General features: G+C 61.8%; 25 protein-coding genes and 1 pseudogene. 12 read left to right on the forward strand and 14 right to left on the reverse strand.

Features of this window, described 5'->3' with window-relative positions; translation table 11 throughout:
• The first annotated feature begins 24 nt into the window (after positions 1-24).
• Both uvrB and O2S87_RS01370 read left to right on the forward strand, forming a co-directional pair.
• Positions 25-2,082 carry an excinuclease ABC subunit UvrB gene (gene uvrB, locus O2S87_RS01365; RefSeq protein WP_475407035.1) on the forward strand — a complete coding sequence of 686 codons (2,058 nt, stop codon included), beginning with the start codon at positions 25-27 and terminating at the stop codon, positions 2,080-2,082.
• Positions 2,083-2,145: 63 nt separating this feature from the next.
• A complete protein-coding gene (locus tag O2S87_RS01370; protein ID WP_475407004.1) occupies positions 2,146-2,427 on the forward strand; it encodes a hypothetical protein in 282 nt (93 codons plus the stop codon).
• A gap of 11 nt (positions 2,428-2,438) precedes the next feature.
• On the opposite strand, the gene O2S87_RS01375 is transcribed toward O2S87_RS01370, so the two are convergent.
• Positions 2,439-3,449 (reverse strand): SPFH domain-containing protein, encoded by a 1,011-nt coding sequence (locus O2S87_RS01375; protein WP_475407036.1) that lies wholly within the window; start codon positions 3,447-3,449, stop codon positions 2,439-2,441.
• A gap of 316 nt (positions 3,450-3,765) precedes the next feature.
• On the opposite strand from O2S87_RS01375, the gene O2S87_RS01380 reads away from it, so the two are divergent.
• Complete coding sequence (locus O2S87_RS01380; protein ID WP_475407005.1) at positions 3,766-4,290, forward strand: 2'-5' RNA ligase family protein; 525 nt, start codon at positions 3,766-3,768, stop codon at positions 4,288-4,290.
• An 83-nt stretch (positions 4,291-4,373) separates the two neighbouring features.
• Here the strand turns inward: O2S87_RS01380 and O2S87_RS01385 are convergent, their stop codons facing one another.
• On the reverse strand, positions 4,374-4,628 hold the full coding sequence (locus tag O2S87_RS01385) for a DUF7967 family protein (RefSeq protein ID WP_475407006.1): 255 nt from the start codon (positions 4,626-4,628) through the stop codon (positions 4,374-4,376).
• A 504-nt stretch (positions 4,629-5,132) separates the two neighbouring features.
• Here O2S87_RS01385 and O2S87_RS01390 point away from each other — a divergent pair.
• Together O2S87_RS01390 and O2S87_RS01395 are read left to right on the forward strand one after the other, a co-directional pair.
• Positions 5,133-6,146 carry a DUF7343 domain-containing protein gene (locus O2S87_RS01390; RefSeq protein WP_475407007.1) on the forward strand — a complete coding sequence of 338 codons (1,014 nt, stop codon included), beginning with the start codon at positions 5,133-5,135 and terminating at the stop codon, positions 6,144-6,146.
• A 52-nt stretch (positions 6,147-6,198) separates the two neighbouring features.
• Positions 6,199-7,932: an excinuclease ABC subunit C gene (locus O2S87_RS01395; protein WP_475407008.1), complete on the forward strand. Its 1,734-nt coding sequence runs from the start codon at positions 6,199-6,201 to the stop codon at positions 7,930-7,932.
• Between the two features lie 2 nt (positions 7,933-7,934).
• Here O2S87_RS01395 and mdh read toward each other — a convergent pair whose 3' ends face one another.
• Positions 7,935-8,849: a malate dehydrogenase gene (gene mdh, locus O2S87_RS01400; RefSeq protein WP_475407009.1), complete on the reverse strand. Its 915-nt coding sequence runs from the start codon at positions 8,847-8,849 to the stop codon at positions 7,935-7,937.
• Between the two features lie 107 nt (positions 8,850-8,956).
• Here mdh and O2S87_RS01405 point away from each other — a divergent pair, with 107 nt between their 5' ends.
• On the forward strand, positions 8,957-9,586 hold the full coding sequence (locus O2S87_RS01405) for an Sjogren's syndrome/scleroderma autoantigen 1 family protein (RefSeq protein WP_475407010.1): 630 nt from the start codon (positions 8,957-8,959) through the stop codon (positions 9,584-9,586).
• A gap of 6 nt (positions 9,587-9,592) precedes the next feature.
• Here O2S87_RS01405 and O2S87_RS01410 read toward each other — a convergent pair whose 3' ends face one another.
• The 5 genes and pseudogenes from O2S87_RS01410 to serB all read right to left on the reverse strand — a co-directional run bounded on the left by O2S87_RS01410 (position 9,593) and on the right by serB (position 14,023).
• The gene (locus O2S87_RS01410) at positions 9,593-9,883 is read right to left on the reverse strand and encodes a hypothetical protein (protein ID WP_475407011.1); all 291 of its coding nucleotides are present in this window, start codon (positions 9,881-9,883) and stop codon (positions 9,593-9,595) included.
• A gap of 136 nt (positions 9,884-10,019) precedes the next feature.
• Positions 10,020-12,476 carry a DEAD/DEAH box helicase gene (locus tag O2S87_RS01415; RefSeq protein ID WP_475407012.1) on the reverse strand — a complete coding sequence of 819 codons (2,457 nt, stop codon included), beginning with the start codon at positions 12,474-12,476 and terminating at the stop codon, positions 10,020-10,022.
• A gap of 117 nt (positions 12,477-12,593) precedes the next feature.
• Positions 12,594-12,986, reverse strand: coding sequence for a hypothetical protein (locus tag O2S87_RS01420; protein ID WP_475407038.1), 393 nt, complete (start codon positions 12,984-12,986; stop codon positions 12,594-12,596).
• Between the two features lie 21 nt (positions 12,987-13,007).
• A pseudogene (locus O2S87_RS01425) lies at positions 13,008-13,106 on the reverse strand (AN1-type zinc finger domain-containing protein); the annotation flags it as partial.
• A gap of 263 nt (positions 13,107-13,369) precedes the next feature.
• On the reverse strand, positions 13,370-14,023 hold the full coding sequence (gene serB / locus O2S87_RS01430) for a phosphoserine phosphatase SerB (protein WP_475407013.1): 654 nt from the start codon (positions 14,021-14,023) through the stop codon (positions 13,370-13,372).
• A 403-nt stretch (positions 14,024-14,426) separates the two neighbouring features.
• On the opposite strand from serB, the gene O2S87_RS01435 reads away from it, so the two are divergent.
• From O2S87_RS01435 to O2S87_RS01445, 3 genes are all read left to right on the forward strand, one after another.
• Positions 14,427-16,016, forward strand: a complete 1,590-nt coding sequence (locus tag O2S87_RS01435; RefSeq protein WP_475407037.1) for an FAD-binding domain-containing protein — start codon at positions 14,427-14,429, stop codon at positions 16,014-16,016.
• 153 nt (positions 16,017-16,169) lie between these two features.
• Positions 16,170-17,756, forward strand: a complete 1,587-nt coding sequence (serA, locus tag O2S87_RS01440; protein ID WP_475407014.1) for a phosphoglycerate dehydrogenase — start codon at positions 16,170-16,172, stop codon at positions 17,754-17,756.
• A gap of 98 nt (positions 17,757-17,854) precedes the next feature.
• On the forward strand, positions 17,855-18,595 hold the full coding sequence (locus O2S87_RS01445; protein WP_475407015.1) for a DUF502 domain-containing protein: 741 nt from the start codon (positions 17,855-17,857) through the stop codon (positions 18,593-18,595).
• Between the two features lie 49 nt (positions 18,596-18,644).
• On the opposite strand, the gene O2S87_RS01450 is transcribed toward O2S87_RS01445, so the two are convergent.
• Positions 18,645-18,779, reverse strand: a complete 135-nt coding sequence (locus O2S87_RS01450; RefSeq protein ID WP_475407016.1) for a DUF7563 family protein — start codon at positions 18,777-18,779, stop codon at positions 18,645-18,647.
• Between the two features lie 370 nt (positions 18,780-19,149).
• Here O2S87_RS01450 and O2S87_RS01455 point away from each other — a divergent pair, with 370 nt between their 5' ends.
• Complete coding sequence (locus O2S87_RS01455; protein ID WP_475407017.1) at positions 19,150-19,602, forward strand: hypothetical protein; 453 nt, start codon at positions 19,150-19,152, stop codon at positions 19,600-19,602.
• Positions 19,603-19,654: 52 nt separating this feature from the next.
• Here the strand turns inward: O2S87_RS01455 and O2S87_RS01460 are convergent, their stop codons facing one another.
• From O2S87_RS01460 to O2S87_RS01470, 3 genes are read right to left on the reverse strand one after another with little or no spacing between them, the layout of a single operon-like run.
• Complete coding sequence (locus tag O2S87_RS01460; RefSeq protein ID WP_475407018.1) at positions 19,655-20,599, reverse strand: branched-chain amino acid transaminase; 945 nt, start codon at positions 20,597-20,599, stop codon at positions 19,655-19,657.
• A 55-nt stretch (positions 20,600-20,654) separates the two neighbouring features.
• Positions 20,655-21,335, reverse strand: a complete 681-nt coding sequence (gene ribB / locus O2S87_RS01465) for a 3,4-dihydroxy-2-butanone-4-phosphate synthase (protein ID WP_475407019.1) — start codon at positions 21,333-21,335, stop codon at positions 20,655-20,657.
• Entirely contained in the window at positions 21,332-22,036 is a 705-nt protein-coding gene (locus O2S87_RS01470) for a DUF120 domain-containing protein (RefSeq protein ID WP_475407020.1), read from the reverse strand. The genes ribB and O2S87_RS01470 overlap by 4 nt, the downstream gene beginning before the upstream one ends.
• A gap of 141 nt (positions 22,037-22,177) precedes the next feature.
• Here O2S87_RS01470 and O2S87_RS01475 point away from each other — a divergent pair, with 141 nt between their 5' ends.
• Positions 22,178-22,357 (forward strand): hypothetical protein, encoded by a 180-nt coding sequence (locus O2S87_RS01475; protein WP_475407021.1) that lies wholly within the window; start codon positions 22,178-22,180, stop codon positions 22,355-22,357.
• Between the two features lie 82 nt (positions 22,358-22,439).
• A complete protein-coding gene (argS, locus tag O2S87_RS01480) occupies positions 22,440-24,197 on the forward strand; it encodes an arginine--tRNA ligase (protein WP_475407022.1) in 1,758 nt (585 codons plus the stop codon).
• Positions 24,198-24,228: 31 nt separating this feature from the next.
• Here the strand turns inward: argS and O2S87_RS01485 are convergent, their stop codons facing one another.
• Together O2S87_RS01485 and minD are read right to left on the reverse strand one after the other, a co-directional pair.
• The gene (locus O2S87_RS01485) at positions 24,229-24,360 is read right to left on the reverse strand and encodes a hypothetical protein (RefSeq protein WP_475407023.1); all 132 of its coding nucleotides are present in this window, start codon (positions 24,358-24,360) and stop codon (positions 24,229-24,231) included.
• A gap of 53 nt (positions 24,361-24,413) precedes the next feature.
• Entirely contained in the window at positions 24,414-25,790 is a 1,377-nt protein-coding gene (gene minD / locus O2S87_RS01490; RefSeq protein ID WP_475407024.1) for a cell division ATPase MinD, read from the reverse strand.
• Between the last annotated feature and the right edge of the window lie 115 nt (positions 25,791-25,905).

Genomic DNA, 25,905 nt, shown 5'->3' on the forward strand with positions numbered 1-25,905 from the left:
TACGCCCGTCCCCAACGCCCGGCAATGAGTGATACGCAGTCTGGGCCCCTTCAGCCGGACCGTCCGGGCTTCGACAACCCGTTCATGGTCGACGCGCCGTTCGAGCCGGCGGGCGACCAGCCCGAGGCCATCGAGCAGTTGGTCTCGGGCTACCGGTCGGGCATGGACGAACAGACGCTGCTCGGGGTCACCGGCTCGGGCAAGACCAACACGGTCTCGTGGGTCGTCGAACAGGTCGACGCGCCCACCCTGGTACTGGCGCACAACAAGACGCTGGCCGCCCAGCTCTACGAGGAGTTCCGGAACCTGTTTCCCGACAACGCCGTCGAGTACTTCGTCTCGTACTACGACTACTACCAGCCCGAGGCGTACATGGAACAGACCGACACCTACATCGACAAGGATATGTCGATAAACGAGGAGATAGAGCGCCTGCGCCACTCGGCGACTCGCTCGTTGCTCACCCGCGACGACGTGATCGTCGTCGCCTCGGTGTCGGCGATTTACGGGTTGGGTGATCCGGCGACCTACCGGGATCTCGCGCTCGAACTATCGGTCGATCAACGGATCGACCGAGACGAGTTGCTCGCTCGCTTGGTCGACCTCAACTACGAGCGCAACGACGTCGACTTCTCGCAAGGGACGTTTCGGGTGCGTGGCGATACGATCGAGATCTTTCCGATGTACGGCCGCTATGCCGTCCGCGTCGAACTCTGGGGCGACGAGATCGATCGTCTGCTCAAAGTCGACACGCTCGCCGGCGAAGTCAAATCGACCGAACCTGCCGTGCTCATCCACCCGGCCGAGCACTACTCGATGCCCGACGACACCCTTGAGACGGCCATCGACGAAATCAGGGGGCTGATGGACGAACGGGTGCGCTACTTCCAGCGCCAAGGCGACCTGATCGCCGCCCAGCGAATCGAGGAGCGAACCACCTTCGACATCGAGATGTTACAGGAGACGGGCCACTGCTCGGGCATCGAAAACTACTCGGTGCACTTCTCGGATCGCGACTCCGGCGAGGCCCCCTACACCCTGCTTGATTACTTCCCCGACGATTTCCTCTGTGTGGTCGACGAGTCGCACGTCAGCCTCCCGCAAATAAAGGGCCAGTTCGGCGGCGACAAATCCCGGAAGGACTCGCTGATCGAAAACGGCTTTCGGCTGCCCACGGCGTACGACAACCGGCCGCTGACCTTCGAGGAGTTCGAGGAAAAAACTGGCCGCAAGCTGTACGTGAGTGCGACCCCCGGCGACTACGAACTCGATAACTCGGATCAGGTGGTCGAACAGATCGTTCGACCGACCCATCTGGTCGACCCGAAAGTCGAAACCGTTCCGGCGACCGGGCAGGTAGAGGATCTGCTCGATCGGATCTCCGAACGGATCGACCGCGACGAGCGAACGCTCGTGACAACGCTCACAAAGCGAATGGCCGAGGACCTGACCGAGTACTTCGATGAAGCGGGCGTCGACGTCGCCTACATGCACGACGAGACCGACACGCTCGAACGCCACGAACTGATTCGGAGCCTGCGACTCGGCGAGATCGATGTGCTGGTGGGCATCAACCTGCTGCGTGAGGGCCTCGACATTCCCGAGGTCTCGCTCGTCGCCATCTTGGACGCCGACCAGCAGGGATTCTTGCGCTCGGAGACCACGCTCGTCCAGACGATGGGCCGTGCAGCGAGAAACGAAAAAGGCGAGGTGATCCTGTACGCCGACGAAACCACTGCTGCGATGGAAGCGGCGATCGACGAAACCCAGCGTCGTCGACGGATTCAACAGGCGTTCAACGCCGAACACGGCAACGAGCCGACGACGATCGACAAACCCGTGAGCCAGACGAACCTGCCTGGCTCGAAAACCGATACGAGCGGCCTGTCGAGCGACGCGCCCGAAACCGACGACGACGCCCGCGAACAGATCGATCGACTGGAAGACCGAATGGCCGAGGCCGCGAGTAACCTCGAGTTCGAACTCGCAGCGGACATTCGCGACCGAATCAGGGAGCTCCGGCAGTCGTTCGATCTCGACGGCGATCTCGGTGTCGAACCCGAAGCCGAAGCCGATTTTTAAGCGGATTCTCGCGCAGTGATTGAGGCGGAAACGACTTTGGGGGTGTACTGCATGGGAGTAGATATGAAGTCCGTTGACTCACCGGAGGCTGTCGAGCCAGCCACTACCCCCTCGGAGGTCGACGACTGGCTCGACCTGATCGACTATCTCACGACCGAGGCCGCCGACCGGAACCAGGCGCTCGAATGTGAGTTCGACAACGTCTCGGTCGACGTTCCGATGCGAATGTCGCCCGACGCCGAGACGGCCAACTGGCGGTTCGACGGCGGGGTGACGCTCAGCGTCGGTGCGGTTCGGGTTCCGCTCAAAGACTGGATACAGTACTGGGAACGCGGTTCTGAATAGCTCGTTGCGCGTCAGTCGTTCGTTTCAGCACGTTCGAACTCGGCGTCGACCACTTCGTCTTCTTGCATGCCGACGTCGTCGAGCGCGTCGACATCGAGGTTCGTCAGCATCTCACTGATTGTATCCAACCCGAGCATTTCGCGGGTTTCGTCGTCGAAATCCCGACTTTCGAGCTCCTCGCGCTCGGCGCTCACATCGCTGCCCGAAAGCTGCTTGCCGTACCGGCCGACCAGCGAGGTGAGTTCCTGCGGCAGGATGAACGTCGACGACTCGCCCGCGCCGATGCGTTCGAGCGCTTCCATGCCGCGTTCGATAATCGCGCGCTCGCCCATCGATTCGGCGGACTTGGCACGGAGGACGGTCGAAATGGCGTCTCCCTGTGCTTTGAGAATCTGGCTCTGTTTCGACCCTTGGGCACGAATGATGTTGGCCTGTTTGTTCCCTTCGGCCTTTTCGACCGCAGAGCGGCGAGCCCCTTGGGCTTCGAGAATCATCGCCCGTCGACGGCGCTCGGCCGACGTCTGGTCTTCCATCGCGCTTTTGACTCCCTGGGAGGGGCTGACCTCGCGAACTTCGACAGCCTCGACGCGGATTCCCCACTCGTCGGTGGGTTCGTCGAGTTCGCGGCGGATACGGGCGTTGATCTCGTCGCGCCGCGAGAGCGTATCGTCGAGTTCGAGGTCGCCTATCACGGCGCGAAGCGTGGTCTGGGCGAGATTCGAGATTGCGGTTACGTAATCGTCGACTTCGAGAAACGCCTTTTTAGCATCCATCACGCGGTAGTAGACGACAGCGTCCGCGCGCACGGGCGAGTTATCGCGCGTGATCGCCTCCTGGCGCGGCACGTCGATCATCCGGGTTCGCACATCGAAGGTGTAGGTTCGCGAGACGAACGGTGGCACGAAACTCAGCCCCGGTTCGAGCAGCGTTCGGTACTCGCCGAAGACGGTGAGCGCCCGCTTTTCGTAGGCTTCGACGATCTCGACCGCACTGACGACGGTCACGCCAGCAACGACGATCATCAACAGTCCGACTGCAAAGACCGGACTGAGCCCCGCAAACAGCAGAATCCCGATAATCCCGGCGGCAAACACCGCGAGAACCGTCCAGACACTGTCGGGAATCCGACCCCGAGCGCCGCCGCCGATACTGCCTACGGTTTTCATACAGTTCTTTCGGTCTGCCCACACTTACCACTGTCCCCGCCGCGGCCCATCTGCCCACCGGAGCCGTTCTGTCGACCACAGCCGCGCGGGCTCCCCCATCCGCTGGAGCACAACTACCGCCTCTCGGCTACTGATCCGCGTGCTTTTGGCGTCTGGACTCCGACGATCCGCTGTGTTCAGTCTCAACGTCCGCGTTCCGGGCCAAGTCGCTCGGCTGGCTTCCGAGTGTCACCCCCAGCTCGTCGGCTTCGATCGGCTCCGCGAGCGCCACACGCTCGTCGTCAAGCGGTTCGACGAGTCGACGCTCGAAGCCAGCCAGCCAGCGCTCCAGCTTGCGGAACTCCAACGACAACTGCCCGACACGCTGGCGCGCACTCCCGCGTTTGAGGCACGCATCGACGGGATCGATTTCTTCGCCGAGCCGGTTCGCGGCGACGGGCCGGTGGTCTATCTGACGGTCGACAGCCCCGGACTCGGGCGGCTCCACGAGACGGTAGTCGACGCCTACGGTATGGTTGACGGGCTCGAAGGCGACGACTACGTTCCCCACATTACGCTCGCCCGTGGTGGGTCGGTGGCCGATGCCGAGCGGGTGGCCAAGACGCCGGTCGACCCGGTTTCGTGGACGGTTTCCGAGCTCACGATCTGGGATTCACGGTACCGTGAGCCCGTTGCGCGCTACTCGCTGCCAGCCTGAACTGCCAGCCCGAATATCAGCCAGAATTGTTGGCCTGACCGCTCAGTAGGCACTCCCTACGATCTCGACAATGACTCTTTAGGCTATACTTCGTCGTCGGGTTCGTGTTTGTCCGCCATCGCCTGGGCCTCGGCGGCGTAGCGTTCGCGGTCAGCCTCGTCGACGGGTGTGAGCTCGCTCTCGTCGGCCTCGATTGCGGCGGTCGCAGGTCCGCGCTGTCGGAGCAGCGTCATCGACAGCTCCTTGCGAAGTTGGCGCTCGCCGTCGACGGTTGCATACACGAATGAAATCAGGTTCCGATCGTCGTAACTTCGCTCGACCAGCCACAAACGTGTCATACCGCCCGTTTGGTTGCGAGCCCGTTGTGCGTATCGGTCGAACGGTGACAGACTGGCTCCAGTTTCGGGGGGTGCCTCCGTGCTGCCCGCCTGGTGCCTGTCAGCCGTTCGATGTACGATGTTCGGGGTGCTCGTCTGCCCTGCGTCACGTTCCGTGTCCCGCGTGCCTCTGACGGTTCCGTACTGCCTGGCCCGCAGTGACTTGTTTTGCACTACTTGGCTGCCCGGGAATGCTCCCACACGCTGGACGTCTACCCTAGTGCGGTTCCCACTGCGGTCCGCTGTATGGTCTCACACGGCGGTTTGCATGTCTGAGCTGGTGTACTGACAGCCAACCCACACATGATTCAGACATGTTGGGAGGGACTTCAATCTGTCTTACAAATTATCTATTTTGATAATTTTGGTGCGATATTGTCGGCCCGTAGGGGTAAGCTACTTCTTCCTCTCAGAGAAATAGCTGCACACACGTTGCACAATCACCGCTTGGTCCCCACCTGACCCATGTCCTCCAGAGTTGCCCTCCCTTGGCTTTTGGTTGGACTGCTGGTTTGTCTGCTGGTCGTCAGTGGGCTCGCTGGCAGTGCTGCGGCCGATGATCCCGAACTGATCGTCGAACAGCACGGCTCGGGTATCGCCCTCGAAGACGACTCGTCGACGTATCTCTGGCAGTACAGCTCCTACTCGGCGACGGTGACGTTCCCGGCATCGAGCGACGAGATCCATACGGTCTGTCTCTCGCAGTACGACGAGGACACGGTCGAACAGCCGCTGGTCTGTCAGTGGACCGCCGTCGACACCGATGGGTCGAACACGGTGACGCTGTCGCAGTCGGAGTGGCCCGAAGACATCTCGGGCGAAGAGACGCTGGCAATCGAGGTGTATCCGGGCCGCGACACCAGCGGCGAGCCGACAGAACAGGTCCTTCTCGACGTCCACATCATGGAAAAAGAAGACGATATGGACGGCAACGGGCTGACCAACGAGCGCGAGATCGAACTCGGCACGCATCCGGCCCGCGCCGACACCGACGGCGACGGACTGACCGATGGCGTCGAGGTTATGCTGGGAACCCAGCCGCTCGATCCGGTTACCCCTTACCGAATGGCCGTCCTCACTGTCGGTTTTCTGACCACCGGCCTGTTCGGTTTCTTTCTCGTCGCCGGCCGACTCGCCGAGGCGCTTCGGACGCTCGGCGTCTCGACCGGTGGAGAGTCGACGTCCACCGAGTCGACCGCCGAGAACTCTCCCACACAGGCGACGCTTGATCCACCGGTCCGGGACGAAGAGCGCGTTCGACGCCTTTTGTCGAGCCACGACGGCCGGCTCAAACAGTCCCAGATCGTCGAGGCGACCGACTGGTCGAAATCCAAGGTGAGCCGGCTGCTGTCATCGATGGAAGACGACGAGGAGCTCATCCGAATCCGGCTGGGCCGAGAGAACCTGGTCTGTCTCCGGGGTCACGAACCGCCGGAGTTCAACCCCTCGTGGACGGACCGAGACGGCGCTTCACCCTAGCTCGTTCGCCAGCGCGTCACGTTGAAATTCACTGCCCTCGTAAGAACCGCGAATGCAGGTTTCGACGCTTCGCGAGCGCGCTCGCTCGGCCCCTCAAGAGCCGGGCATCTATCAGTTCCACGCGGGCGAGACTGTCCTCTACGTCGGCAAGGCCGTCGACATCCGCTCGCGAGTCCGCTCGTACGCCGACCCTCGCAGTGACCGCATCCGGCGGATGGTCCGGGCGGCCGACCGCCTGGAGTTCGCGGTCACCGACACCGAAACCCAGGCGCTCTTGCTCGAAGCCAACCTGATAAAGCGTCACCAGCCGCGCTACAACGTCCGGCTGAAAGACGACAAATCCTACCCGCTCGTCCAACTCACCGACCATCCCATTCCACGGATCGAAATCACGCGCGACCCCGACGACGCGGCCACGGTGTTCGGCCCCTTTACCGACAAGGGCCGGGTCGAAACCGCCGTCAAGGCGATCCGCGAAATCTATGGGCTCCGTGGCTGTTCGGACCACAAGTACCAGGGTCGCGACCGGCCCTGTCTGGACTACGAGATGGGGTTGTGTACCGCCCCCTGCACGGGCGAGATCGACCCCGAACGCTACCGCGAGGACGTCGATGCGGCGATCCGGTTTTTCGAGGGCGAAACCGGCGTGCTGGCCGACCCGCTCGGCCGGGAAATGGAGGCCGCCGCCCAAAACCAGGCCTTCGAGCGGGCGGCCAATCTCCGGGATCGGCTCGAAACCGTCGAGAGTTTTCACGGTGGTGGCGAGTCGGCCGTTTCGGGACGAAGTTACGAACAGACCGTCGACGTACTCGGGGTGGCCATCGAGGGCGACAGTGCGACGGTCGCCCGACTGCACAGCGAGCGCGGCCAACTGGTCGATCGCTCGCGGCACACGCTCGAAGCGCCCGACGACGACCACCGGGTCGCGGCGTTGCTGTCGGCGTTCATCCCGCAGTACTACGCCGAACGGGAGTTCCCCCATGCGCTGTTGCTTTCCGAACAGCCGACCGACCCCGATGTTGTGGCGTGGCTCGAAGCCGAGGGGGTCGCCGTGCGCGTGCCGGGTGCCGGCCGCGAAGCCACGTTGGTCGACCTCGCGCTGAAAAACGCCCGACAGGGGCCGGTCACCGGCGATCCGCTCGGCACACTGGGCAGCGAACTCGAAATTAGTCGACCGACACGGATCGAAGGCTTCGACGTGAGCCACTCCCAGGGTCGGAACGTCGTCGGCAGCAACGTCTGTTTCGTCGACGCAAGCGCGGACAAAAGCGCCTACCGCCGAAAGAAGCTCACCGACCGAAACGACGACTACGCCAACATGCGCGAGCTGATTACGTGGCGCGCCACCCGGGCGGTCGACGGCCGCGACGACCGGCCCGATCCTGACTTGCTTCTCGTCGACGGCGGCGATGGCCAGCTCGGCGCGGCGCTCGACGCGCTCGCGTCGACCGGTTGGGACGTCCCTGTGGTCGCGCTCGCCAAGGAGCGCGAACTCGTCATCACTCCCACGCGCGTGTTCGACTGGCCGAGCGACGCGGGCCACCTCCACGTCTGCCAACGCGTTCGCGACGAGGCCCACCGGTTTGCCGTCCAGTACCATCAGACGCTCCGCGACGAGGTCTCGACCGCGCTTGACGGAATTCCCGGCGTCGGCCCACGGACCAGAAGCCGTCTGCTGGGGCGGTTTGGGAGTGTCGAGAACGTCCGCAACGCCTCGGTCGACGATCTCACGGATGTCGACGGCGTCGGCGAGAAAACTGCGGCCGCGATCTGCGACCGACTCTAGTCTTAGGCGATTTTTCTGTACTGCTCGGTCAGTTTGTCGGCGGCTTCGTCCATCAGTTCGGTTTCGTAGTCGTCGAGTTCCCAGTCGACGATCTCCGATGCGCCATCGGCTCCGAGTTTAACTGGAACGCCCAGTGCTGTGTCGCGCTGGTTGAACTCACCATCGAGCACGACCGAGCAGGGAAGCACCTCGCCGGAGTCGGTGAGGATCGCTTCGACGGTGTGGGCGACGCCCGTTGCGGGGCCCCACTGGGTCGCGCCCTTGCGCTCGATCACGTCCATCGCGGACTCGGCAAGCTCGCCGAGGATATCGTCCTTTTGGTCGCTGTCGAACGTGGGATCGCGGCCGTCGACCCGTACCTTCGAAAACACGGGCACCTGGGCGTCGCCGTGTTCACCGAGGATCGTCGCCTCGACGTTCTGGACGCCCGTCTCGAACCGCTGGCTCAGTACGTAGCGAAACCGCGCCGAGTCCAGCCGCCCGCCGAAGCCAATGACGTGTTCGCGCGGGCGATCGCCCGTCTCGTAGAGGTGGCGATTCAGGAGGTCCACCGGGTTCGAGGTCGTCACCGAGACGAAGTCGTCGGTGTACTCGGCCAGCGAGTCGCTGATCTCGGCCATGATCGGGGCGTTGTCCTCGGCGAGATCGAGGCGGGTCTGACCGGGCGAGCGGGGAATACCCGCCGTGATGACGACCACGTCCGAGCCCGCGGTCTCGGCGTAGTCACCCTGCCGGACGACCGTGTTCGAGTCGTAGGCGATGCCGTGGTTGGTGTCGGCGGCCTGGCCGACCGTTTTTTCTTCCATCTTCGGAATATCGACCAACACGAGTTCGTCGACGATGTCGCGGAGTGCGAGCGCGTAGCCTGTGGCCGCACCGACCGTCCCTGCCGCGCCGACGATGCTCACTTTTGCCATAATTAATATATGCACGCTGTTTCCGAGTAGCTTTCGGTGATTTGGTTCCGTCGACCGCGTGTCGAAGAGCCGCTGTATTTTTCCACAAGAGGCCCGTTTCAGCGTCTATGAGCGAGTTCGACAAGGAAGCAGAACGCGAAAAGCTTCGCGAGAAGTTCGCCCGCGACGAGGAAAAACGGGCCGACACCCGTCGCATGAGCGAGCTCCTGCTCAAAGGGGCGACGATGACCAACAAACACTGCAGTCAGTGTTCGGATCCACTGTTCCGCTACGACGGCCAGACGTTCTGTCCGTCCTGTCAGGCTGAATCGCAAAACGGGCACGCGGTCGACGCTGGCGAATCGACGAACGCCACGTCTTCGGCGTCATCGGCGTCTAACGCATCTCCCGCGGATTCCGCACAGTCGGTCGACTCGTCGACTGCGTTGGATTCGACGACCGCGTCTGAATCGGTCGACTCGGCTGGGCGAACGGACCAATCGACACAGTCGCCGGCCGGTCGGCCAGCCGGGGTGGACTCGTCAGTCGGCGATCGGTTCGAAAAAACGGGTTCAGCTGGTGGAGCCGACGAGTATCCGACAGTGTCGACCGGAGACCTGACGGCCGCGCGAGCCTCACTGCAACGGACGCTCACGCGGTTTGCTCGGACGGCGGAGTCGACTGAGGACCCTCGCCGTGCCCGCGAGTTACTGGCCGCGGCCCGGGAGGCCGCGGCCACGCTCGCCGAACTGGAGTGAGTGCGCCTACTGTCTGACGACCGCGCGCTCGCGGTGTCGCTCGGCTGTCTGTTTCGGTTCGGGTGGTTTCGGTTCCGCCTTTGTCTCCGGCCGCTCGGCTGGCATCATTGACGCGATAGAGAACGTTTGGCGGGCTATCGAGATGAGCCAGTCGGGGTCTTCGACGTCTTGTTCGTGTTGCGGTGGACCGTACAGCATGTCGGTCGACGTGATCGACGTCTCGTGCTGCGGCTCGCCGTAGCAAGCCCGGTCGACACCAACAACATCGAAGGGGGATGTGGGGGTTTGTGTTCGCATAGTGGTGTCACACGACCGACAACCGCGTTCGTGTCGGGCCGTGTTGTGCGTATGAGATACGCCGCTCACTCAACTTATACTAAATTTTTTTCCAACTATCTACCCGCAAAGATTGGAACCGTGTTGGCGAAGTACGTTATAAATACGAGCTTCCAACGACCTCGCGGATCGTATCCGCCGTGACCTCGCCAACTCCAGTAACCTCTTGTAAATCCGCTTTTCGGGCGGTCATGACCGCTTCGACCGAGCCGAACTCCTCCAGCAGTGCACGCGTGGTCACCGGGCCGATATCCGCGATTGAACTCACGACGTACTCCTGTTGTTCGGCCCGGGTTTTCGCGCTTTTCTCGCCGTGCACCGAGACGGCACGGTCGCGGGTCTGCTGTTCGCGCGTGGCGAGCGTCTCCAGTAGGTCGGCGGTCTCGGTCTCGTCGGCGGTCCGCAGCACGCTTGCATTGAAGTCGACTGCGAGACTGGCGACTGCTCCCCGAATCGCGTTTGGGTGGACGTTGCGCTCGCCGTAGAGGTCTTGGCCCTCAATGATGACGATCGGTCGGCTGTAGTTCCGCGTCAGGTCGCCGACCTGCTCGAACATCGAGCGGTCGCCGCCGGTGAGCGTGTCCAGGAAGTCCGATACTGATTTGCGCTCGACTGCCACTCGGTCCGACAGCACGTAGTCGCCGACCGCGAGCGTTTCGAGCCGGGTCGTAATTGCCTCGCGCGTCGACAGATCGCGGGCGATGTTCGAATCGAGTTCGCGCTGGTCGACGACGATCTCGACGGTCTCGGCGTCGCGACTGCTGGCGGTCGCCACGATTCCCTCGGTTTTGGTCTCGGTATCGTCCTCTTCGTTGCCTGCGTCGGCCTCGGTGGACGCCTCGCCGTCTTCGGTGTCCTCGACCGAACCGAAATCGGTCAGGCCGGGCTTGTCGGCGCGTTCGGTGCTCGCTGTCGCGTGGTCGACGCCACCGTTGGTGGCAGCCGCAGCGGTCGTTTCTCCGCGCTCGCCGTCGAACTGGTCGAGCGCCGACTGTGGGGCCTCCAGCTCTGCTTCGACCTCCTCGGCGACTCCCTTCAGTTTCCGGAGTTCGGACTCCATTTCCTTTTCCTTGCGCCGGGAGATCCAGAAGTACGCCTCGTCGCGCGTGTCGGTCGCCAGCAGGACGACGACGCGACCCTCGTCCTGTCGACCCGTACGGCCCTTGCGCTGAATCGACCGGATCGCCGTCGGCACCGGCTCGTAAAAGAGCACGAGGTCGACTTCCGGCACGTCCAGACCTTCCTCGGCGACAGACGTCGAGACGAGCACTTCGAACTCGCCGGCCCGAAAGGCGTCGAGCGTCTCTTTTTGTTCTTTTTGGGTCATCCCATCCGAGCCCTCCTTGTCGCCCTGGCCGACGAAGCGCCGGACGCGGAAGTTCTGGCTCAGGAAGTCGGTGAGCGCTTCGGCCGTATCGCGGGACTCGGTGAAGACGATCACGCGCTCGCCGTCGTCGATTCCCAGCGTCTCGGCCAACAGGATGCGCGTCCGCCGAAACTTGGGGTGGAGTTCGTCGTACGCCTCGGCCTTGCGCATGGCCGTTTGGACGTTGGGTTCGGCGATGAGCCGTTGGCTGGCCTTCGAGGCCCCCGAACTCCGGGCGGCGTTCTTCTGGCGCTCGAAGTACCGGCGGACGGACTCGACGCTCTGGGTTTCGACCAGCGTGACTGCCCGTCGAAGCTTCATGATCTCGGCGTGGACGCTCATCCCCTGGTAGCCCTCGGACTGGTCGTTGGCCATCAGTTGGCGGAGCTCCGCGCTGATCTTGTTGAGCTGTTTCTGGGAGATGTCGGGGCTCGTCGCCCGCGTGACGCCGAGGTCTCGAAGTTTTTCCAGGCGGTCGACGATCACCTCGTTGATCCCGTCGCGGATGGCGAGAATCTCGTCGGGGAGATCGATCCGCTTCCACTCGATCTCGGTTTCGTAGGTGTACTCGTCGACGTCCGAGTCCTCTTCGGTCATCACCTCGACCGTATCGAGCCCGAGGTTCTCACAGATAATCTGGATGTCCTCTTTGGTGCCGCCGGGCGAGGCGCTCATCGCCGTGACCAGCGGCTTGCGAGCGTCGGCGTGGTAGCGTTCGGCGATGTAGACGTAGGCGTAGTCGCCGGTACCCCGGTGACACTCGTCGAAGGTGAGGTGGGTTACGTCCGCCAGCGAAATTCGGTTGCCGACCAGATCGTTTTCGACGACCTGGGGAGTGGCGATCACGACCGTCGACGATTCCCAGAGTTCGGCGCGGTCGTCGGGCCGAACCTCGCCGGTGAAGACGACGATCTCCTCGTCCGGAATCTGGAGGGCCTCGCGGTAGAACTCGGCCTGTTGTTCGACCAGCGGTTTCGTGGGGGCGAGAAAGAGGGATTTACCCCCCACCTCGTGGAGTCGGTCGGCGGTGACCAGCAGGCTGACGGTGGTTTTGCCGAGGCCGGTGGGCAGACACACGAGCGTGTGGCCGTTTCGGGCCGTGCCCGCCAACTGGAGTTGGTAGAGTCGACGCTCGATGAAGGAGGGTGTGAGTAAGGGGTGGTCGACGTAGGCGTCGGACTCGGCCATTTGGCGATTGTTGGCTGTATCGGGGTTTAAGGGTTGTCTGAAAGTAGAGGGTGGGCGTGTAAGTATAGTGTCGATAGCTGATTGTGGGACTATTCAAAAAGGTGCGAAACGATACCGCTACCGGATCCAAGAGTGTATTTTTGAAAAGACACTCTGATCATCCGATTCACTCTCTGGGTTGTCTGCTTCCGATTCTTTATCAGATTGTTTTATTCCACCATGAACATCGACATCAGGGCTGGATTCGTATTCGGGTTCCTTGGTCGTACCAACAGAATATTCTGGCTCATAAGTTGTATATGATTGCTCGCGTGATTGAAGGCGCTTTTGACACAGTTTGTGTACTGCCTTCTTCGCCATCGAATACTGGCTCAACCCCTCACTTTTCGAAATCCCTTCAAAATTGGTATTTCCAATTTCCTTAGCAACATCTTTGATCGCTTCATCAGGGACATCACGAAAGATTATGTCTGGGCTACCAAACCAAAAATTATTGACATGCTTCGTCACAACGAGTGTAAAGCAATCGTGGTTTTCTGGAAGTCTATGATCCTTACAGTGGCTTGCTCCACAGTAATTGCAGCGGTATGCAAGATCACTTGATGCGTTGCAAATAGAGCATCCTCTCATATCAGATGATATTATTGCAACAACTAATATTCGTCTAATAATTCATGGCTTACTCATCATGTTCGGAGAATTAGAACAGAACAGTTGAGCCACCAACCCAACTATTGACACACAGTGGTCGACTTCGACTGCAATATTTCCCCCATGTCCAACACACCACCACAAGTCCCAAAACCACGTAGACCACCCCAAACCCAACTAAACACGACTCTCACAACTATGTCAGAAAAAGCGAATGGATCGCGCAGACGAAATACAGGGGTTTAGTCGTCAGCCAGAGCCGCCAGCACGCCACGGCCCTCAAGCAGTGTCGCCAGATCGGCCATCGTCGACACGACCTCGTCACACGACGGCTCGACGGCCGGTTTCGGCTCGAAGCCGACCGCCAGCCCCGCGACCTCCAACATCGGCAGGTCGTTCGCGCCGTCGCCGACCGCGATGGTGTCGGCCATCTCGACGCCAAGCTCCCCAGCGAGTTCCTCCAGCTGGTCGTCTTTCGTCCCCTCGATCAGCGGGCCGTCGACCTCGCCGGTGAGTTCGCCATTCTCGATGGGCAGGCGGTTCGAGACAATCTGGTCGACGCTGGTCCCATCGGCCTCCAAGGCGCGCTGGACACCACGTTCAAAACCGCCGGTGAAGATGGCGACCGTGTGGCCCGCCTCGCGCAGGCGGTCGATCAGGGTCGCGGCGTCAGGTCGGAGTTCGACCTTGCTGTAGGCGTCCTCGGCGTCGGCTTCGGAGAGGCCGGTGAGGAGTTCGGCGCGGCTCCGGAGGCTCTCGGCGTAACTGATCTCGTTGTTCATCGCCCGGTCGGTGATCTCGGCCATCTCGTCGTCGACGCCGAGTTTCTCTCCCAGTAGCACGGTCATCTCCGAGTTCGACAGCGTGCCGTCGAAATCGAACGCGATGAGGCTCATTGGAGGCTCTTTTTGTGCAGGCTATGAAAAACGCCCTGTTTCAGTCGTTGATTTATAACTCGTGTTTGGAGACGTGACTGAAAGCGGGAAGTAGATATAGAAAGCCCTCGACGCTCTCGACTTTTGCGCGCGGGCCAAAGGCCCGCTCGCATGGCCCGAGGGACATCGTCCCTCGCTGCCCGCGGCTCGCTGTCGTTCGAGAGAGCAAAGCTCTCTCGTGATGACGAAAGGCCTCCGGTCTTTCGAACCACGCTCCTCGCTCGTTTCACTCGCTGCGGTGCTTACGCCGCCGGGGTTCGTCGAGACCGTCTCGCTCTTTCAGTCCGCCAGGAATCCGGTTGGTCGGGCGGTCGACCACGGGTACACTGTTAACACAGTCGACCACGTTTACTCACGAGAACTGATGAGTACGGATGGCGAAGGGTCGGACGACGTTGTGCCCCCACCTGAGTCGATCCCCAAAGCCACCAACGGCTGTGTGGTCTGGCACCGTCGACACCTCCGGACGCGGGATCATCCTGCCCTCACCTATGCCGCCCGCGAGTACGACACACTCCTGCCGCTGTTCGTTTTCGATCCCCACTTTTACGTCGACGACGGGCTGGCCTGCGACGCTCGCATTCGATTCCTCCACGAATCGCTGGTCGACCTCGACGGCCAGTACGAGGTCCGCGACGGCGGGCTCACCTACGCCCACGGCGACCCCATCGAAATCCTCTCACGGTTCCGCGAAGCAGGCTGGGACATCGTCGCCACCGCTGACCCCACCGGCCGCTACGGCTGGGAGCGCGACAACGCCGCAGCCGCCCAGTGCGACGTGACCTTCGTCGACGGCGACGGGCTGATCCGCAACGCCGCCGACCCACGCGACGGCTGGAGCGACGCCGTTGAGGCCTGGTTCACCGACGACCAGTATGCGTGGGACCCCGACTCCGTCACGCTCGCCGCAGTCGACACCCCCGTCACCATCGACCGGATCGAGTCGGCCTATGGAATCGACCCGACAAAGACCGACGTACCGCCGGGCGGCACCAAGGCCGCACGCGACCGGCTCAGCCTGTTTACCGACGCCATTTCGGCCTACCCGGGCAACATCTCCGCGCCGGTCGACGCCGAGTCGGGTACAAGCCGCCTGTCTGGCTCGCTACGATTCGGCTGTCTGTCGGTCCGGGAGGTCTACCAGTACGTCGACGCAAATGCCACTGGCCGAGGCAAACAAATGTTCATCTCACGGCTGTATTGGAACCGCCACTACAACCAGAAACTCGAAGACTGGCCAGGTTGGATGGACCGGGCGGTCAACCCCGCGATGGAGGAGTTCTACGCTGACAGCCACGACCCCGAACTGGTCGAGGCGTGGAAAGCGGGCCAAACGGGGTATCCGATGGTCGACGCCTCGATGCGGTGTCTTCGGTCGACGGGCTGGCTGAACTTCCGCATGCGGGCGATGTGTGCGTCGTTTCTCTGTGATCTGCTCGCCCAGCCGTGGAAACTCGGGGCCAACTGGTTCTACTATCACCTGATCGACGCGGATCCAGCGATCAACTACACCCAATTTCAAACGCAGGCAGGGATGGTCGGCGTCAACATGCTGCGAATCTACAACCCCCGCAAGCAGGTCCGGGATAACGACCCCGACGGCGAGTTCATCCGCCGGTGGGTGCCCGAACTCGCCGGGTTGCCCGACGAACACCTCGACCAGCCCGAAAAGACGCCCCTCCACGTCCAGGCCGACTGCGGCGTCGACATCGGCGAGGACTACCCGTATCCGATCGTCGAGTACGAGGCTGCCCGCGAGCGTTGTCTCGACAGACTCGACGCGATCAAACCCGCCGCCGAACAGGCCCTCACCGATCCCGAGGTCGCCCGCTGGGCCTCGCTGTCACGCCGCGGTCGCAGGACCGGAGCCGACAGTAGCACGACCGACGAGACGGACACAGCCGCCGAGTCGACCACCCAAGCCTCACTGTCGGCGTTCGAAACGGACGAGTAACGATCCCACCGAGAACCTACCATATATCAAATAAATACGCCGACATGGATATTTTTGGGTGATTTTCACCGGTTAGAAGGAGTGACAATGCATATCTATGAATACTCGGTCGCTGTGGAAACGCTTAACCGACACCCACTGAATCCTACAGACATGAAGGTACTCGTCACGGACCCGATCGACGATGCGGGGCTCGATCGGCTGCGTGAAGCAGGCTACGAGGTCGTAACGAACTACGAAGCCGAAGGCGACGAACTCCTTGCTGCGATCGCCGACGCGAATGCACTGATCGTCCGCTCGGGCACCGAGGTCACCGAGGAAGTCTTCGATGCCGCCGAGGATCTGGTCATTGTCGGTCGCGCGGGCATCGGCGTCGACAACATCGACATCGAGGCCGCCACCGACCACGGCGTTATCGTCGCGAACGCTCCAGAAGGCAACGTTCGCGCGGCGGCCGAACACACGGTTGCGATGGCGTTCGCCGTCGCTCGCTGGATTCCGCAGGCCCACGCTCGCCTCACAGACGGCGAGTGGGCCAAATCCGACTATCTCGGCTATGAGGTCAACAACAAGACCCTCGGCATCATCGGCCTGGGCCGTGTCGGCCAGGAGGTCGCCAAACGCCTCGACAGTCTCGGAATGGAGCTGGTCGTTTTCGACCCCTACATCTCCCAGGAACGCGCCGATCAGTTCGGCGCCGAACTCATCGACGATCTCGACGACTGTCTGGCCGCCTCGGACTTCGTGACCGTTCACACCCCGCTGCTGCCCGAAACCGAAAACATGCTCGGAGCCGACGAGCTCGCACTCCTCGAAGACGGCTTTCTCATCAACTGTGCCCGCGGCGGCATCGTCGACGAAGCCGCGCTCGCCGAAGCGGTCGAAAACGGCACGATGGCTGGCGCGGCACTCGACGTGTTCGCCGACGAGCCGCTCGCCGACGACTCTCCCCTTCTCGACGTCGACGAGATCGTCGTCACCCCGCATCTCGGAGCCTCCACGGAGGCCGCCCAGGAGAACGTCGCGGTCGACACCGCCAAGCAGGTTGTCGCCGCGCTCAACGACCAGCCCGTGCTCAACGCGCTCAACGCCCCGTCGGTCGACGAGACCGCGTTCCCACGGATCGAGCCGTATCTCGGACTGGCCGAAACGGCGGGCAAGATCGCTGCCCAGCTGCTGGGCGAACGCATCTCGTCGATCGAGGTCCACTACGAGGGCGACATCGCCGAGGAAGACGTCGACCTCGTCACCGCGAGCGCGCTCAAAGGCGTGTTCAAACCGCTTGAATGGCAGGTCAACGCGGTCAATGCGCCGCGACTCGCCGAAGAACGCGGAATCGAAGTCACGGAATCGAAGACCCGCCAGACCGAGGACTTCCAGAGTCTCGTCACCGTCAAAGTCAACGACGGCGACGAGTCGCTGACGGTCTCGGGGACCCTGTTTGCGGGCGACGACCCGCGGATCGTCCGCATCGATGGCTACCGCGTCGACGCCATCCCCTACGGTCACATGCTGGTCGCCCGGAATAAGGACAAACCCGGCGTCATTGGGCTTATCGGCTCGGTGCTCGGCGAGAACGACATCAACATCGCTGGCATGTTCAACGCCCGCGAGACCATCGGCGGCGAGGCGTTGACCGTCTACAACCTGGACGTCGACGTGCCCGACGCGGTGCTTGAAGAACTGCTGGCTGACGACCGGATTATCGAACTCAAAACGATCACGCTCAACGGTCAGTAGATCGAACAATCGGATCGGAGCAGATCGGACAAACGCGTCGGGAGCCGGCCATATTCTACCCAAACAACATAAGAGCCTCCGACGCAAACATCGGGTGAATGTCTACGTGGAAACGCGATATCGCCAGTGGGCTCGTAGTGCTGCTTCCACTCGGGATTCTTCTCTTTGTCGTCAACTGGCTGTACACCCGTGTTATCGGCCTCCCGTTGATTAGCAACCTCGATTTCGGCCAACTCGGCGTCCCCTCCCAGTTCGTTCCGCTGACGCGGATTCTCGTCGCGCTCACACTCATCGTGACGCTCATTTTGGCCGTCGGCTATCTGATGCGGACGACCGTTGGTCGGGTGTTCGAGGCGACGATCGACGATACGATAAACCGGGTTCCGGGGCTCCGAGTCGTCTACAATGCCTCCAAACTCGCCGTCGAAACCGCGCTTTCAGGAACTGACGACCTCCAACAGCCCGTCAGACTTGAAGTCTGGCCCGGTATCTGGATGACCGCATTTAAAACGGGCAAACGAACCGACGACGGCAAGCACGTGCTGTTCCTCCCGACTGCGCCGAACATCACTACCGGCTTCGTTATCGAGGTTGAAGCCGACAGAATCGAGGATACGGGCGAACGGGTCGAAGAGGCACTTACTCGGGTGTTGAGCGCTGGTTTCGCCGAGTCAGCTCACCAGATCCCGGTCGAAGAAGAACCGAACCCCACACGGATCGACGGTGACGATCGCACGACTGTCCGAACCAACTCGCCGACCACCCAGTCGGAAACACCCGATCCGCCGGGCAAAACCGACCGGACGGGGAGTGCCGACCAGTCGACGACGGACGACTGAGTGGTCGACTCATGAGCAGTCTGCAAAAAACCGGATTGTCTGCGCCGAACTATCGTTTCGTGCCGCCGCCCTCGCGCAGGTCACGGCCCGTCGAGCAGTTCATACAGCCGTAAACCGAGCCATCGTTCGCGCCGAACACGCGCACGAACTGCTTGGTGACGTAGCCACCACAGTTGTTACACATTCGTTGTGTGGAATCGCGTTTTGTGCCCATTTCCATGGTGTGGAAGGAGTCCATGGAGGCCCCTGAGAAGCATATTGGCTTTGTTATACGTTTCCTGTGTATGTTTCGTGATCGGTAGGGAGTGCTTACCGAAGCCGACTGGCTCGCGTGTCGGTTCGGTCCGTGACTCTCGCGACACCGACTGACGACCCACTAAACCGACAGATCGAACGAGTAGGTACTCCCTACCGCCGGAACATCCCTCGGTGTGGGTGTCGGTCGACTGTCAAACAGCGAGTGATAGGCAATCCGAGCTGGTCTTGTTGCTGTATCGAACCTATCAGTACTCGTGGGTTGCGGGTTCTTGCACTTCGACACCGTCTTGGGAGGTATGTGTTCACTGTTCAGCGAGACTGAGCCAGCCTCGTCAGTACGCCAGTGGGCGTACGGATTCTGGTCGTTCTATCGGCAGTACACACACTCGGCGATTCACGCCGCGTCGGCGGCCGCACTCACCATCTTCGGACTGCTGATTTTCATCGATCCTCTGTTCGCCCTTGTCGCGATTGCGGCGTACGTCTGCCCGCCGATTGTGCTGTATGTTCTCGATATAGATATTGGAGTCCAATCGGACGACGCAGCGTCGACCAATGAGAAGTCTGATCAACTCTCTGCAGATCCCTCCTCAAAGGTCGACCCACGCTCCGGTGATGGGGATTCCGACTCCGATGGAGATGACGGAGACACAGATTCTGATGGTACTGATGGAGATACGGACTCCGACGGTGATGATGGCGACACGGACTCTGATTCGGATTCAGACTCAGATTCAGATTCGGACTAATGTCAGTGCCGCCGGTCGCTATGTTTCTGTGGTACGTATCGAACGAGCGACCCTACACGTAGGTGAACCAGTCGTCGTGTGCGTCGGTTTTGCGCTCAACTAGGTTGAAGAAGGCCGATTGGAGGTCTTCGGTGACGGGCCCGCGGTTGCCGTCGGCGATCTGAACGTTGTCGACCTGTCGAATCGGCGTGACTTCGGCCGCCGAGCCGGTGAAAAACAGTTCGTCGGCCGTGTGGAGTTCACCCCGGCTGATCGTCGCCTGGTCGTGAACCGTGTAACCTGCCTCACGGGCGAGCGTAATCACGGTGTCGCGGGTGATGCCGTCCAGGATGCTCTGGGACAGGCCGGGCGTGTAGATCTCGCTGTCTCGAACCAAAAAGAGGTTCTCGCCGGGGCCTTCGGCGACCTGGCCCTCCTTGTTGAGAACGATGGCTTCGGCGTAGCCGTTGCGGCGGGCCTCCTCGCCCGCCAGCAGGCTGTTGACGTAGAGCCCGGTCGTTTTCGCGTTGGTCGGAATCTGGCTCGACGAGTATTTACGCCACGACGACACCATCACGTCGATTCCGTTTTCGAGGGCTTCCTCGCCGAGATACGCCCCCCACGGCCAGGCAGCGAGCACGACATCAGTTGGACAGCCAGCCGGGCTAATGCCGAGACTCCCGTAGCCAAAGAAGGCAATCGGCCGGATATAGGCACTCGTGAGGTCCTGTCGACGCAGTAGTTCGAGAGTTGCCTCGGTAAGCTCGTCTTTACTATATGGAATATCCATCTCATAGGGCTTTCCCGACGCGAACAGTCGGTCGAGGTGGTCATCCCAGCGGAAGATCGCGGTTCCCTGTTCGGTATCGTAGGCTCGGGCCCCCTCGAACACGCCGGTTCCGTAATGAAGCCCGTGGGTCAGGACGTGGGTGGTCGCTGCATCCCAGTCGACGAACTCCCCGTTCTGCCAGATCGTCTCGATTGCTCCCGCCTCGCGCATCTCGTCGAATGATGCCATTGTTACTCTGAGACTTCGGCTACCCGTTCTTAATAGTTTGCAAGAGTTGTGAGAATCAGCTACCGAGAGCCGAAAGCAGTGCATCGCCTTCGACGTAGACGAGGCCGTGACGGTCAGCGTACGCGGCTGCATCAGCGGGCGAGCGCGCACTGCCGGTCTCGTCGTCAAGCATCTCACAGACGACAACGGCCGGAGCACAGCCTGCGGCGGCCGCAAGCGCAATCCCGAGTTCCGTATGCCCAGCCCGGTCGACCAACAGGTTCGGTGCAGCCCGCAGGAGATGGACGTGCCCCGGCGTTCGGAACGCGTTCGCGAACGCCGCCTGGTCGTAGCCAGTTCCGACTGCGGCTGCCGCGTTGCCGAGTTCCGAGATCGTCAGTGCACGGTCGACGTCCGTGATACCGGTGAACGTCTCACGGTGGTTGACCGTCAGCGAAAATGACGACCGCTCGTCGTAGGCGAGTTCGTGATCGGCCGCCGCGGGATGGTCGATCGCGTCCTGCAGAAACGGAAGACCGAATGCCTCGCTCGCTGTGTCCGAGAGCGCCACGCAGATCAGCCCCCCGGCGTCGTTTCGTAGCCGGGTGACGGCGTCGCTGTCGACCGTCTGGGCCGGATAGACGATGTCGGTTTCTCCCTCGCGGTCAGCGAAATCGTGGATCAAGACCGGTTGGCCAGCTGCGAACGCATCGATCGCTGCCTCGACGGCAGCCGTTTGATCGGTCGATTGGGTCATCTCGCCCCCACAATGTGGATCGACAGTTCCTCACTGTCGTCAAGCTCCAAGACGTCACGGAGCTTTTCTGGGGCGATCAGTTCGAGACTCGCCTCGTCGTGGTGAGTCCGGTCCGGAACGATAACGTGCGCTGGCTGGAACTCTCGGTTGTTCGCTTCGAGCCGGGCCGGATAGCAGGTCGCCGCGCCGAATGTCCGCTCGCCGTCGGCCCAGCTGTCGATCGCAACTGACGACTGCGAGGATAGCTCCGGGCGAGCCCGAACGCTCGTTTCGTCGAGGTCGACGTTCAACGTGCCCGGAAACGGCGTGTAGCCGAGTCGGGATTCGAACTGTTCCTGATAGCCCGACAACGAGATGTAGTGTCGGCCCTCGCCCATTCCGGTCGTGATCGTTCCGGTGAGTGTGAGTCCACGTTGTTGCTCGAACAACGATCGGTAATCGGCGTACTCCGACCGGAGAACCCGTTCTCCCGCTTCGGTGACCGAAACCCACTGGCCGTCCGAGACGATCTCTCGGTCGACGTAGTCGCCGGCGTCGAGCCGCTGGAGTCGACGCGAAGCCGTCTGGTTCGAGGCTTCGAGTCGCGCAGCGAGACTCGCACAGGAGACTTTGACCGAACCCGCCAGGCCGCCCTCCAACGCAACGGCTTTCAGGGCCTGAAGCTCGTCGTGACCGAGACTGCTCACTGCCGATTCTGACATACCGAGAAACTAGTGTGGCGTCCGGATAAGCATACCGAACGTGAGATGGCTCCCAAAATCGTTATGGACTCGCCAGCAACCGACCGATAGGTATCAAAGGTAGTTCACCGGTAAAATCACACCGATTCGCCCGGAGACGTTGTGCGGGTGTGGGGGAGCAAGGACAGAGAACGCGAGTTCCCCGAGCTAAACCTCGAACCCGCCCGTCGACACGTCGAAGCCGTACTGACGGCGCTTCAAGACATGGCTCCCGAGTCGTTCGATAGGGCACGATCACAGCTTCCAAACGAGTACGAACGTCTCTACGAGCTACCGTCGTAGCGCCAGTAGCCCCGACTAGTATATATAAGGGCCAGCCGGCTGGTTCGGAAGGCCCTTTAGCAGTGGGGCGAAACCGAGCGGTATGTTTACTGCGTTCCGCTCGGAGGTCGAGACGGCCATGGCCGCCTGTCTCGACGATCTCGGTCTTCCGACGGGCGACCTCGGAATCGAGGAGCCGCCCGAAGACCTCGACGCCACGCTCGCCTCAAGTGTCTCGTTCCGTCTCGCCGGCGAACTCGGCGCGGCACCTCCACAGGTCGCCCACCAGTTGGCCGACGCGATCGACTGCTCGGACTACGAGTATCTCGGCGACGTCAGCGTGCAAGGACCGTATCTCAACTTCCATACGACGCCCGCCTACCACGCAGATACGCTCGAAGCCGCCCAAAGCGCCGAGTACGGCCGACTGGCTGACCGTGGACAGTCGGTCGTCGTCGAACACACCAGCGCCAATCCAACGGGGCCGGTCCACGTCGGCCGTGCTCGGAACCCCATTCTCGGCGATGCAGTCGCCAACGCCCTCGATTTTGCGGGCTACGACGTCGAACGCCACTACTACGTCAACGATGCGGGTCGACAGATGGCCGTCTTCACCTGGGCCTACGAGAAATTCGATGAGAGCGACCTCGACGGCGAGCCGGCCCGCGAGCGCACCGAGTACGATCTGGTTCGTTACTACCGCAAGGGAAACTCGTATCTCGAAACCGCAGAGCCCGAGGACGTCGACGCCGCTGAGGACGAGATCGCTGCCATCCTCCAGGGGCTCGAAGCCGGTGACGAGGAGGCCTACGAGCGAGTCGGCGAGGTCGTCGACCAGGTGCTCGGTGGAATGAAAGAGTGTCTCGCTCGCCTTCCCGCCGAGTTCGACGAGTTCGTCAAGGAGACTCGCTTTATGATCGACGGCTCGACCGACGAGATCGCCGAGCGACTGAAAGAAACCGAGTATGCGGTCTACGAGGAGGATGCCTGGCAGCTCGAACTTCAGGAGTTCGGCATCGACAAGAACCTCGTCTTCCTCCGTTCGGACGGCACGAGCCTCTATACGACGCGGGATCTGGCCCACCACGAGTGGAAGTTCGACAACTTCGACCGAGCGGTCACCGTGCTGGGCGAGGACCACAAACTGCAGGCCAAACAGCTCCAGTCGACGCTCGAACTCCTCGGCAACGACGCCTCGCGGCTCGACGACGTGATCTACTCGTACGTCAACCTCCCCGAAGGCAAGATGAGCACCCGCCGTGGAACCGGGGTCATGCTCGACGACCTGCTCGACGAGGCGATCGACCGCGCCCGCCACGAGGTCGAAACCCGCCTCGAAGATCGTATCCGCGACGACGATCTCGACGACGACGACATCGAGCGAATCGCCCACCAGGTCGGTATCGGGGCAGTGCGCTACGATATCGTCTCAAAACAGCCCACGAAGGGAATCACGTTCAAATGGGACGAGGCGCTCAACTTCGAAGCCCAGTCGGCTCCCTACATTCAGTACGTCCACGCACGGTGCTGCGGTATTCTGGCGGAAGCCGACGCCGAACCCGATCCCGACGGACTCGATGCCGGGGTGTTGTCGACGCCCGAAGAACGGGCCTTGCTTGAGGTCATCGCACGCTTGCCGGCAGTGATCGAAACCGCCGGTGAGGACCTCGAACCCCACCGAATCGCCACCTACACGCGCGAACTCGCCGAGTCGTTCAACGGCTTTTATCGCTCCTGTCCCGTGCTGACTGCCGACGACGCTGCTACCCGCCACGCACGGCTCGCGGTGGTAGCGGCCGCAAAACACGCGGTTGCCAACTCGCTGTCGGTTCTCGGCGTGGCTGCCCCAGATTCGATGTAGGGGGCCACTCTCTGACGGGTACTACTCCGGTTTATATCAGTAATCCAGGAAACGCTGTCAGGATGCTACCGCCGACGAGCGAAACCGCCCCGATCCCGGCCCCAAGCGCAAGTAGCAGGAAGACAACGATCCACCAGAACGGAACTGACTCGTTTTCTGCCATATCCGCACTCCAACGCCCGCCTACAAGAATACCACGTTTTATGATTCGTCCGCTCACCGGAACAGCCGACTGAAGAATCCACGTTTTTCCTTCGGTTCGGTCTCGTTTTCATCGGCTTCGTCGACCGCCTCATCCGTCCCGTTAGTCGACGCCGAAGCGTTCGACACTGCGGTCTCTTCGGCGTCAGGAATCAGCGGTTCGTCGTCTTGGCTGTCGGTTTCGGCGGCCGTCTCCTCGTCGAATTCTGCTCCGAGCACGGTCGTCTGAGCCGACTCCTCCTCGTCGAAGTCGGCAGTCGACTCGCCACCGAACGGAATCGCGTCTGCTGGCACCGAACCGTCCGACTCCTCGTCGGCTGTGTCGGTCTGCTCGTCGTCAGTCGTCTCATCCTCACCACTCTCTTCGGTCTCGATTTCACCCTCCGTTCCAGTCGCGGCCTCGGCCCACTTGGATTCGCCCTCTTCGGGCGTGGCAGACTGGTCGTCGTCCGCTATTTCCGGAGTGGCTGCAAACGGGTTGACGACGTTGTGTTCGCCGTCGCTCGCTGTGGAACGCTGTTGCGTATCGGCATTTGTACTGTCTTCGCTGGCGGTGGCCCTCTTGGCGTCCGTATCGGGGTTTATCGTGACACCGGTTTCCGAGAGTGAGTCGGCGAGCTGTTGGTCACTGGCCGCCAACGCGCTCCGTGTTTCGGCTTGTAGATCGTCTCTGGATGGTTCAGGGATTGAGAGATCACTCCCGGTGAGTCCACCCGCGAGTCGACGGTAGGCGGCTGCCGCTTGGCTGTGTGGGGCATAGCTCATGAGTGGTTCGCCGACAGCGATCGATTCACGAACCGCCTCGTCTTCGGGGATCGTGGTCAGCACCTCGGCCGTTAGGATCCCACTTATGACTTCCTCGACGGGTGTCGCCGCGTCGGCCCGCGTGATGACCGCTCCAGCAACAACACCGCCGAGCCGTTCGGTGAGCTGTCGTGTTTTTTCGGTATCGATCAACGCATCGCGCTCGGGCGTCGACACCAAGACCACCGCGTCGGCGACCGTGATCGGCACGCTCGTCTCGTGGCTCACGCCAGCGCCAACGTCGATAAGCACGTAGTCAGCGTCGGCAAAGGCGTCGACGACCGCTTCGAGCCGCTGGGGCTCGGCGGCCGCAAACGCCTCCAACGAGGTGTCGCCCGGAACGACTCTGAGCCCTGCTGGTCCGTCGTAGGCGGCGGCTACTGGGTCGGCCGCACCGCTCAGAACGTCGTGCAGCGTCGGGCCGTCAGGGCGCACCCCGAGTACTGCACCGAGATTTGCCATGCCGATATCACCGTCGATCACCACGACGTCCGCGCCGGTTCCGGCGAGCGTCGCTCCCAGATTCGCTGTCGTCGTGGTTTTACCAACGCCCCCTTTCGCGCTGGCTATCGCGTACACCCGTGCCATACTGTCGTGCTATCACGACGCGACTATAAAGGTGCGCTCTCAGCACCTGGTAGGAAGTGCCTAATTCGGGGGTCGATCCGTATATCCCGCTCGATTGACCCGTTTGGCGATACGG

The sequence above is a fragment of the Halohasta sp. A2 genome, from assembly GCF_056175805.1.

What these genes read in the sequence shown, in the direction of transcription:
- O2S87_RS01450 (WP_475407016.1), bottom strand. Translation starts at nt 18,779, where the DNA reads ATGTGTAACAACTGTGGTGGCTACGTCACCAAGCAGTTCGTGCGCGTG.
- O2S87_RS01460 (WP_475407018.1), bottom strand. Translation starts at nt 20,599, where the DNA reads ATGGCATCATTCGACGAGATGCGCGAGGCGGGAGCAATCGAGACGATC.
- O2S87_RS01470 (WP_475407020.1), bottom strand. Translation starts at nt 22,036, where the DNA reads ATGTCAGAATCGGCAGTGAGCAGTCTCGGTCACGACGAGCTTCAGGCC.
- mdh (WP_475407009.1), bottom strand. Translation starts at nt 8,849, where the DNA reads ATGGCAAAAGTGAGCATCGTCGGCGCGGCAGGGACGGTCGGTGCGGCC.
- O2S87_RS01455 (WP_475407017.1), top strand. Translation starts at nt 19,150, where the DNA reads ATGTGTTCACTGTTCAGCGAGACTGAGCCAGCCTCGTCAGTACGCCAG.
- O2S87_RS01485 (WP_475407023.1), bottom strand. Translation starts at nt 24,360, where the DNA reads ATGGCAGAAAACGAGTCAGTTCCGTTCTGGTGGATCGTTGTCTTCCTG.
- O2S87_RS01390 (WP_475407007.1), top strand. Translation starts at nt 5,133, where the DNA reads ATGTCCTCCAGAGTTGCCCTCCCTTGGCTTTTGGTTGGACTGCTGGTT.
- minD (WP_475407024.1), bottom strand. Translation starts at nt 25,790, where the DNA reads ATGGCACGGGTGTACGCGATAGCCAGCGCGAAAGGGGGCGTTGGTAAA.
- O2S87_RS01405 (WP_475407010.1), top strand. Translation starts at nt 8,957, where the DNA reads ATGAGCGAGTTCGACAAGGAAGCAGAACGCGAAAAGCTTCGCGAGAAG.
- O2S87_RS01415 (WP_475407012.1), bottom strand. Translation starts at nt 12,476, where the DNA reads ATGGCCGAGTCCGACGCCTACGTCGACCACCCCTTACTCACACCCTCC.
- serB (WP_475407013.1), bottom strand. Translation starts at nt 14,023, where the DNA reads ATGAGCCTCATCGCGTTCGATTTCGACGGCACGCTGTCGAACTCGGAG.
- O2S87_RS01385 (WP_475407006.1), bottom strand. Translation starts at nt 4,628, where the DNA reads ATGACACGTTTGTGGCTGGTCGAGCGAAGTTACGACGATCGGAACCTG.
- O2S87_RS01395 (WP_475407008.1), top strand. Translation starts at nt 6,199, where the DNA reads ATGCAGGTTTCGACGCTTCGCGAGCGCGCTCGCTCGGCCCCTCAAGAG.
- uvrB (WP_475407035.1), top strand. Translation starts at nt 25, where the DNA reads ATGAGTGATACGCAGTCTGGGCCCCTTCAGCCGGACCGTCCGGGCTTC.
- O2S87_RS01375 (WP_475407036.1), bottom strand. Translation starts at nt 3,449, where the DNA reads ATGATCGTCGTTGCTGGCGTGACCGTCGTCAGTGCGGTCGAGATCGTC.
- O2S87_RS01410 (WP_475407011.1), bottom strand. Translation starts at nt 9,883, where the DNA reads ATGCGAACACAAACCCCCACATCCCCCTTCGATGTTGTTGGTGTCGAC.
- O2S87_RS01445 (WP_475407015.1), top strand. Translation starts at nt 17,855, where the DNA reads ATGTCTACGTGGAAACGCGATATCGCCAGTGGGCTCGTAGTGCTGCTT.
- O2S87_RS01370 (WP_475407004.1), top strand. Translation starts at nt 2,146, where the DNA reads ATGAAGTCCGTTGACTCACCGGAGGCTGTCGAGCCAGCCACTACCCCC.
- ribB (WP_475407019.1), bottom strand. Translation starts at nt 21,335, where the DNA reads ATGACCCAATCGACCGATCAAACGGCTGCCGTCGAGGCAGCGATCGAT.
- argS (WP_475407022.1), top strand. Translation starts at nt 22,440, where the DNA reads ATGTTTACTGCGTTCCGCTCGGAGGTCGAGACGGCCATGGCCGCCTGT.
- O2S87_RS01435 (WP_475407037.1), top strand. Translation starts at nt 14,427, where the DNA reads ATGAGTACGGATGGCGAAGGGTCGGACGACGTTGTGCCCCCACCTGAG.
- serA (WP_475407014.1), top strand. Translation starts at nt 16,170, where the DNA reads ATGAAGGTACTCGTCACGGACCCGATCGACGATGCGGGGCTCGATCGG.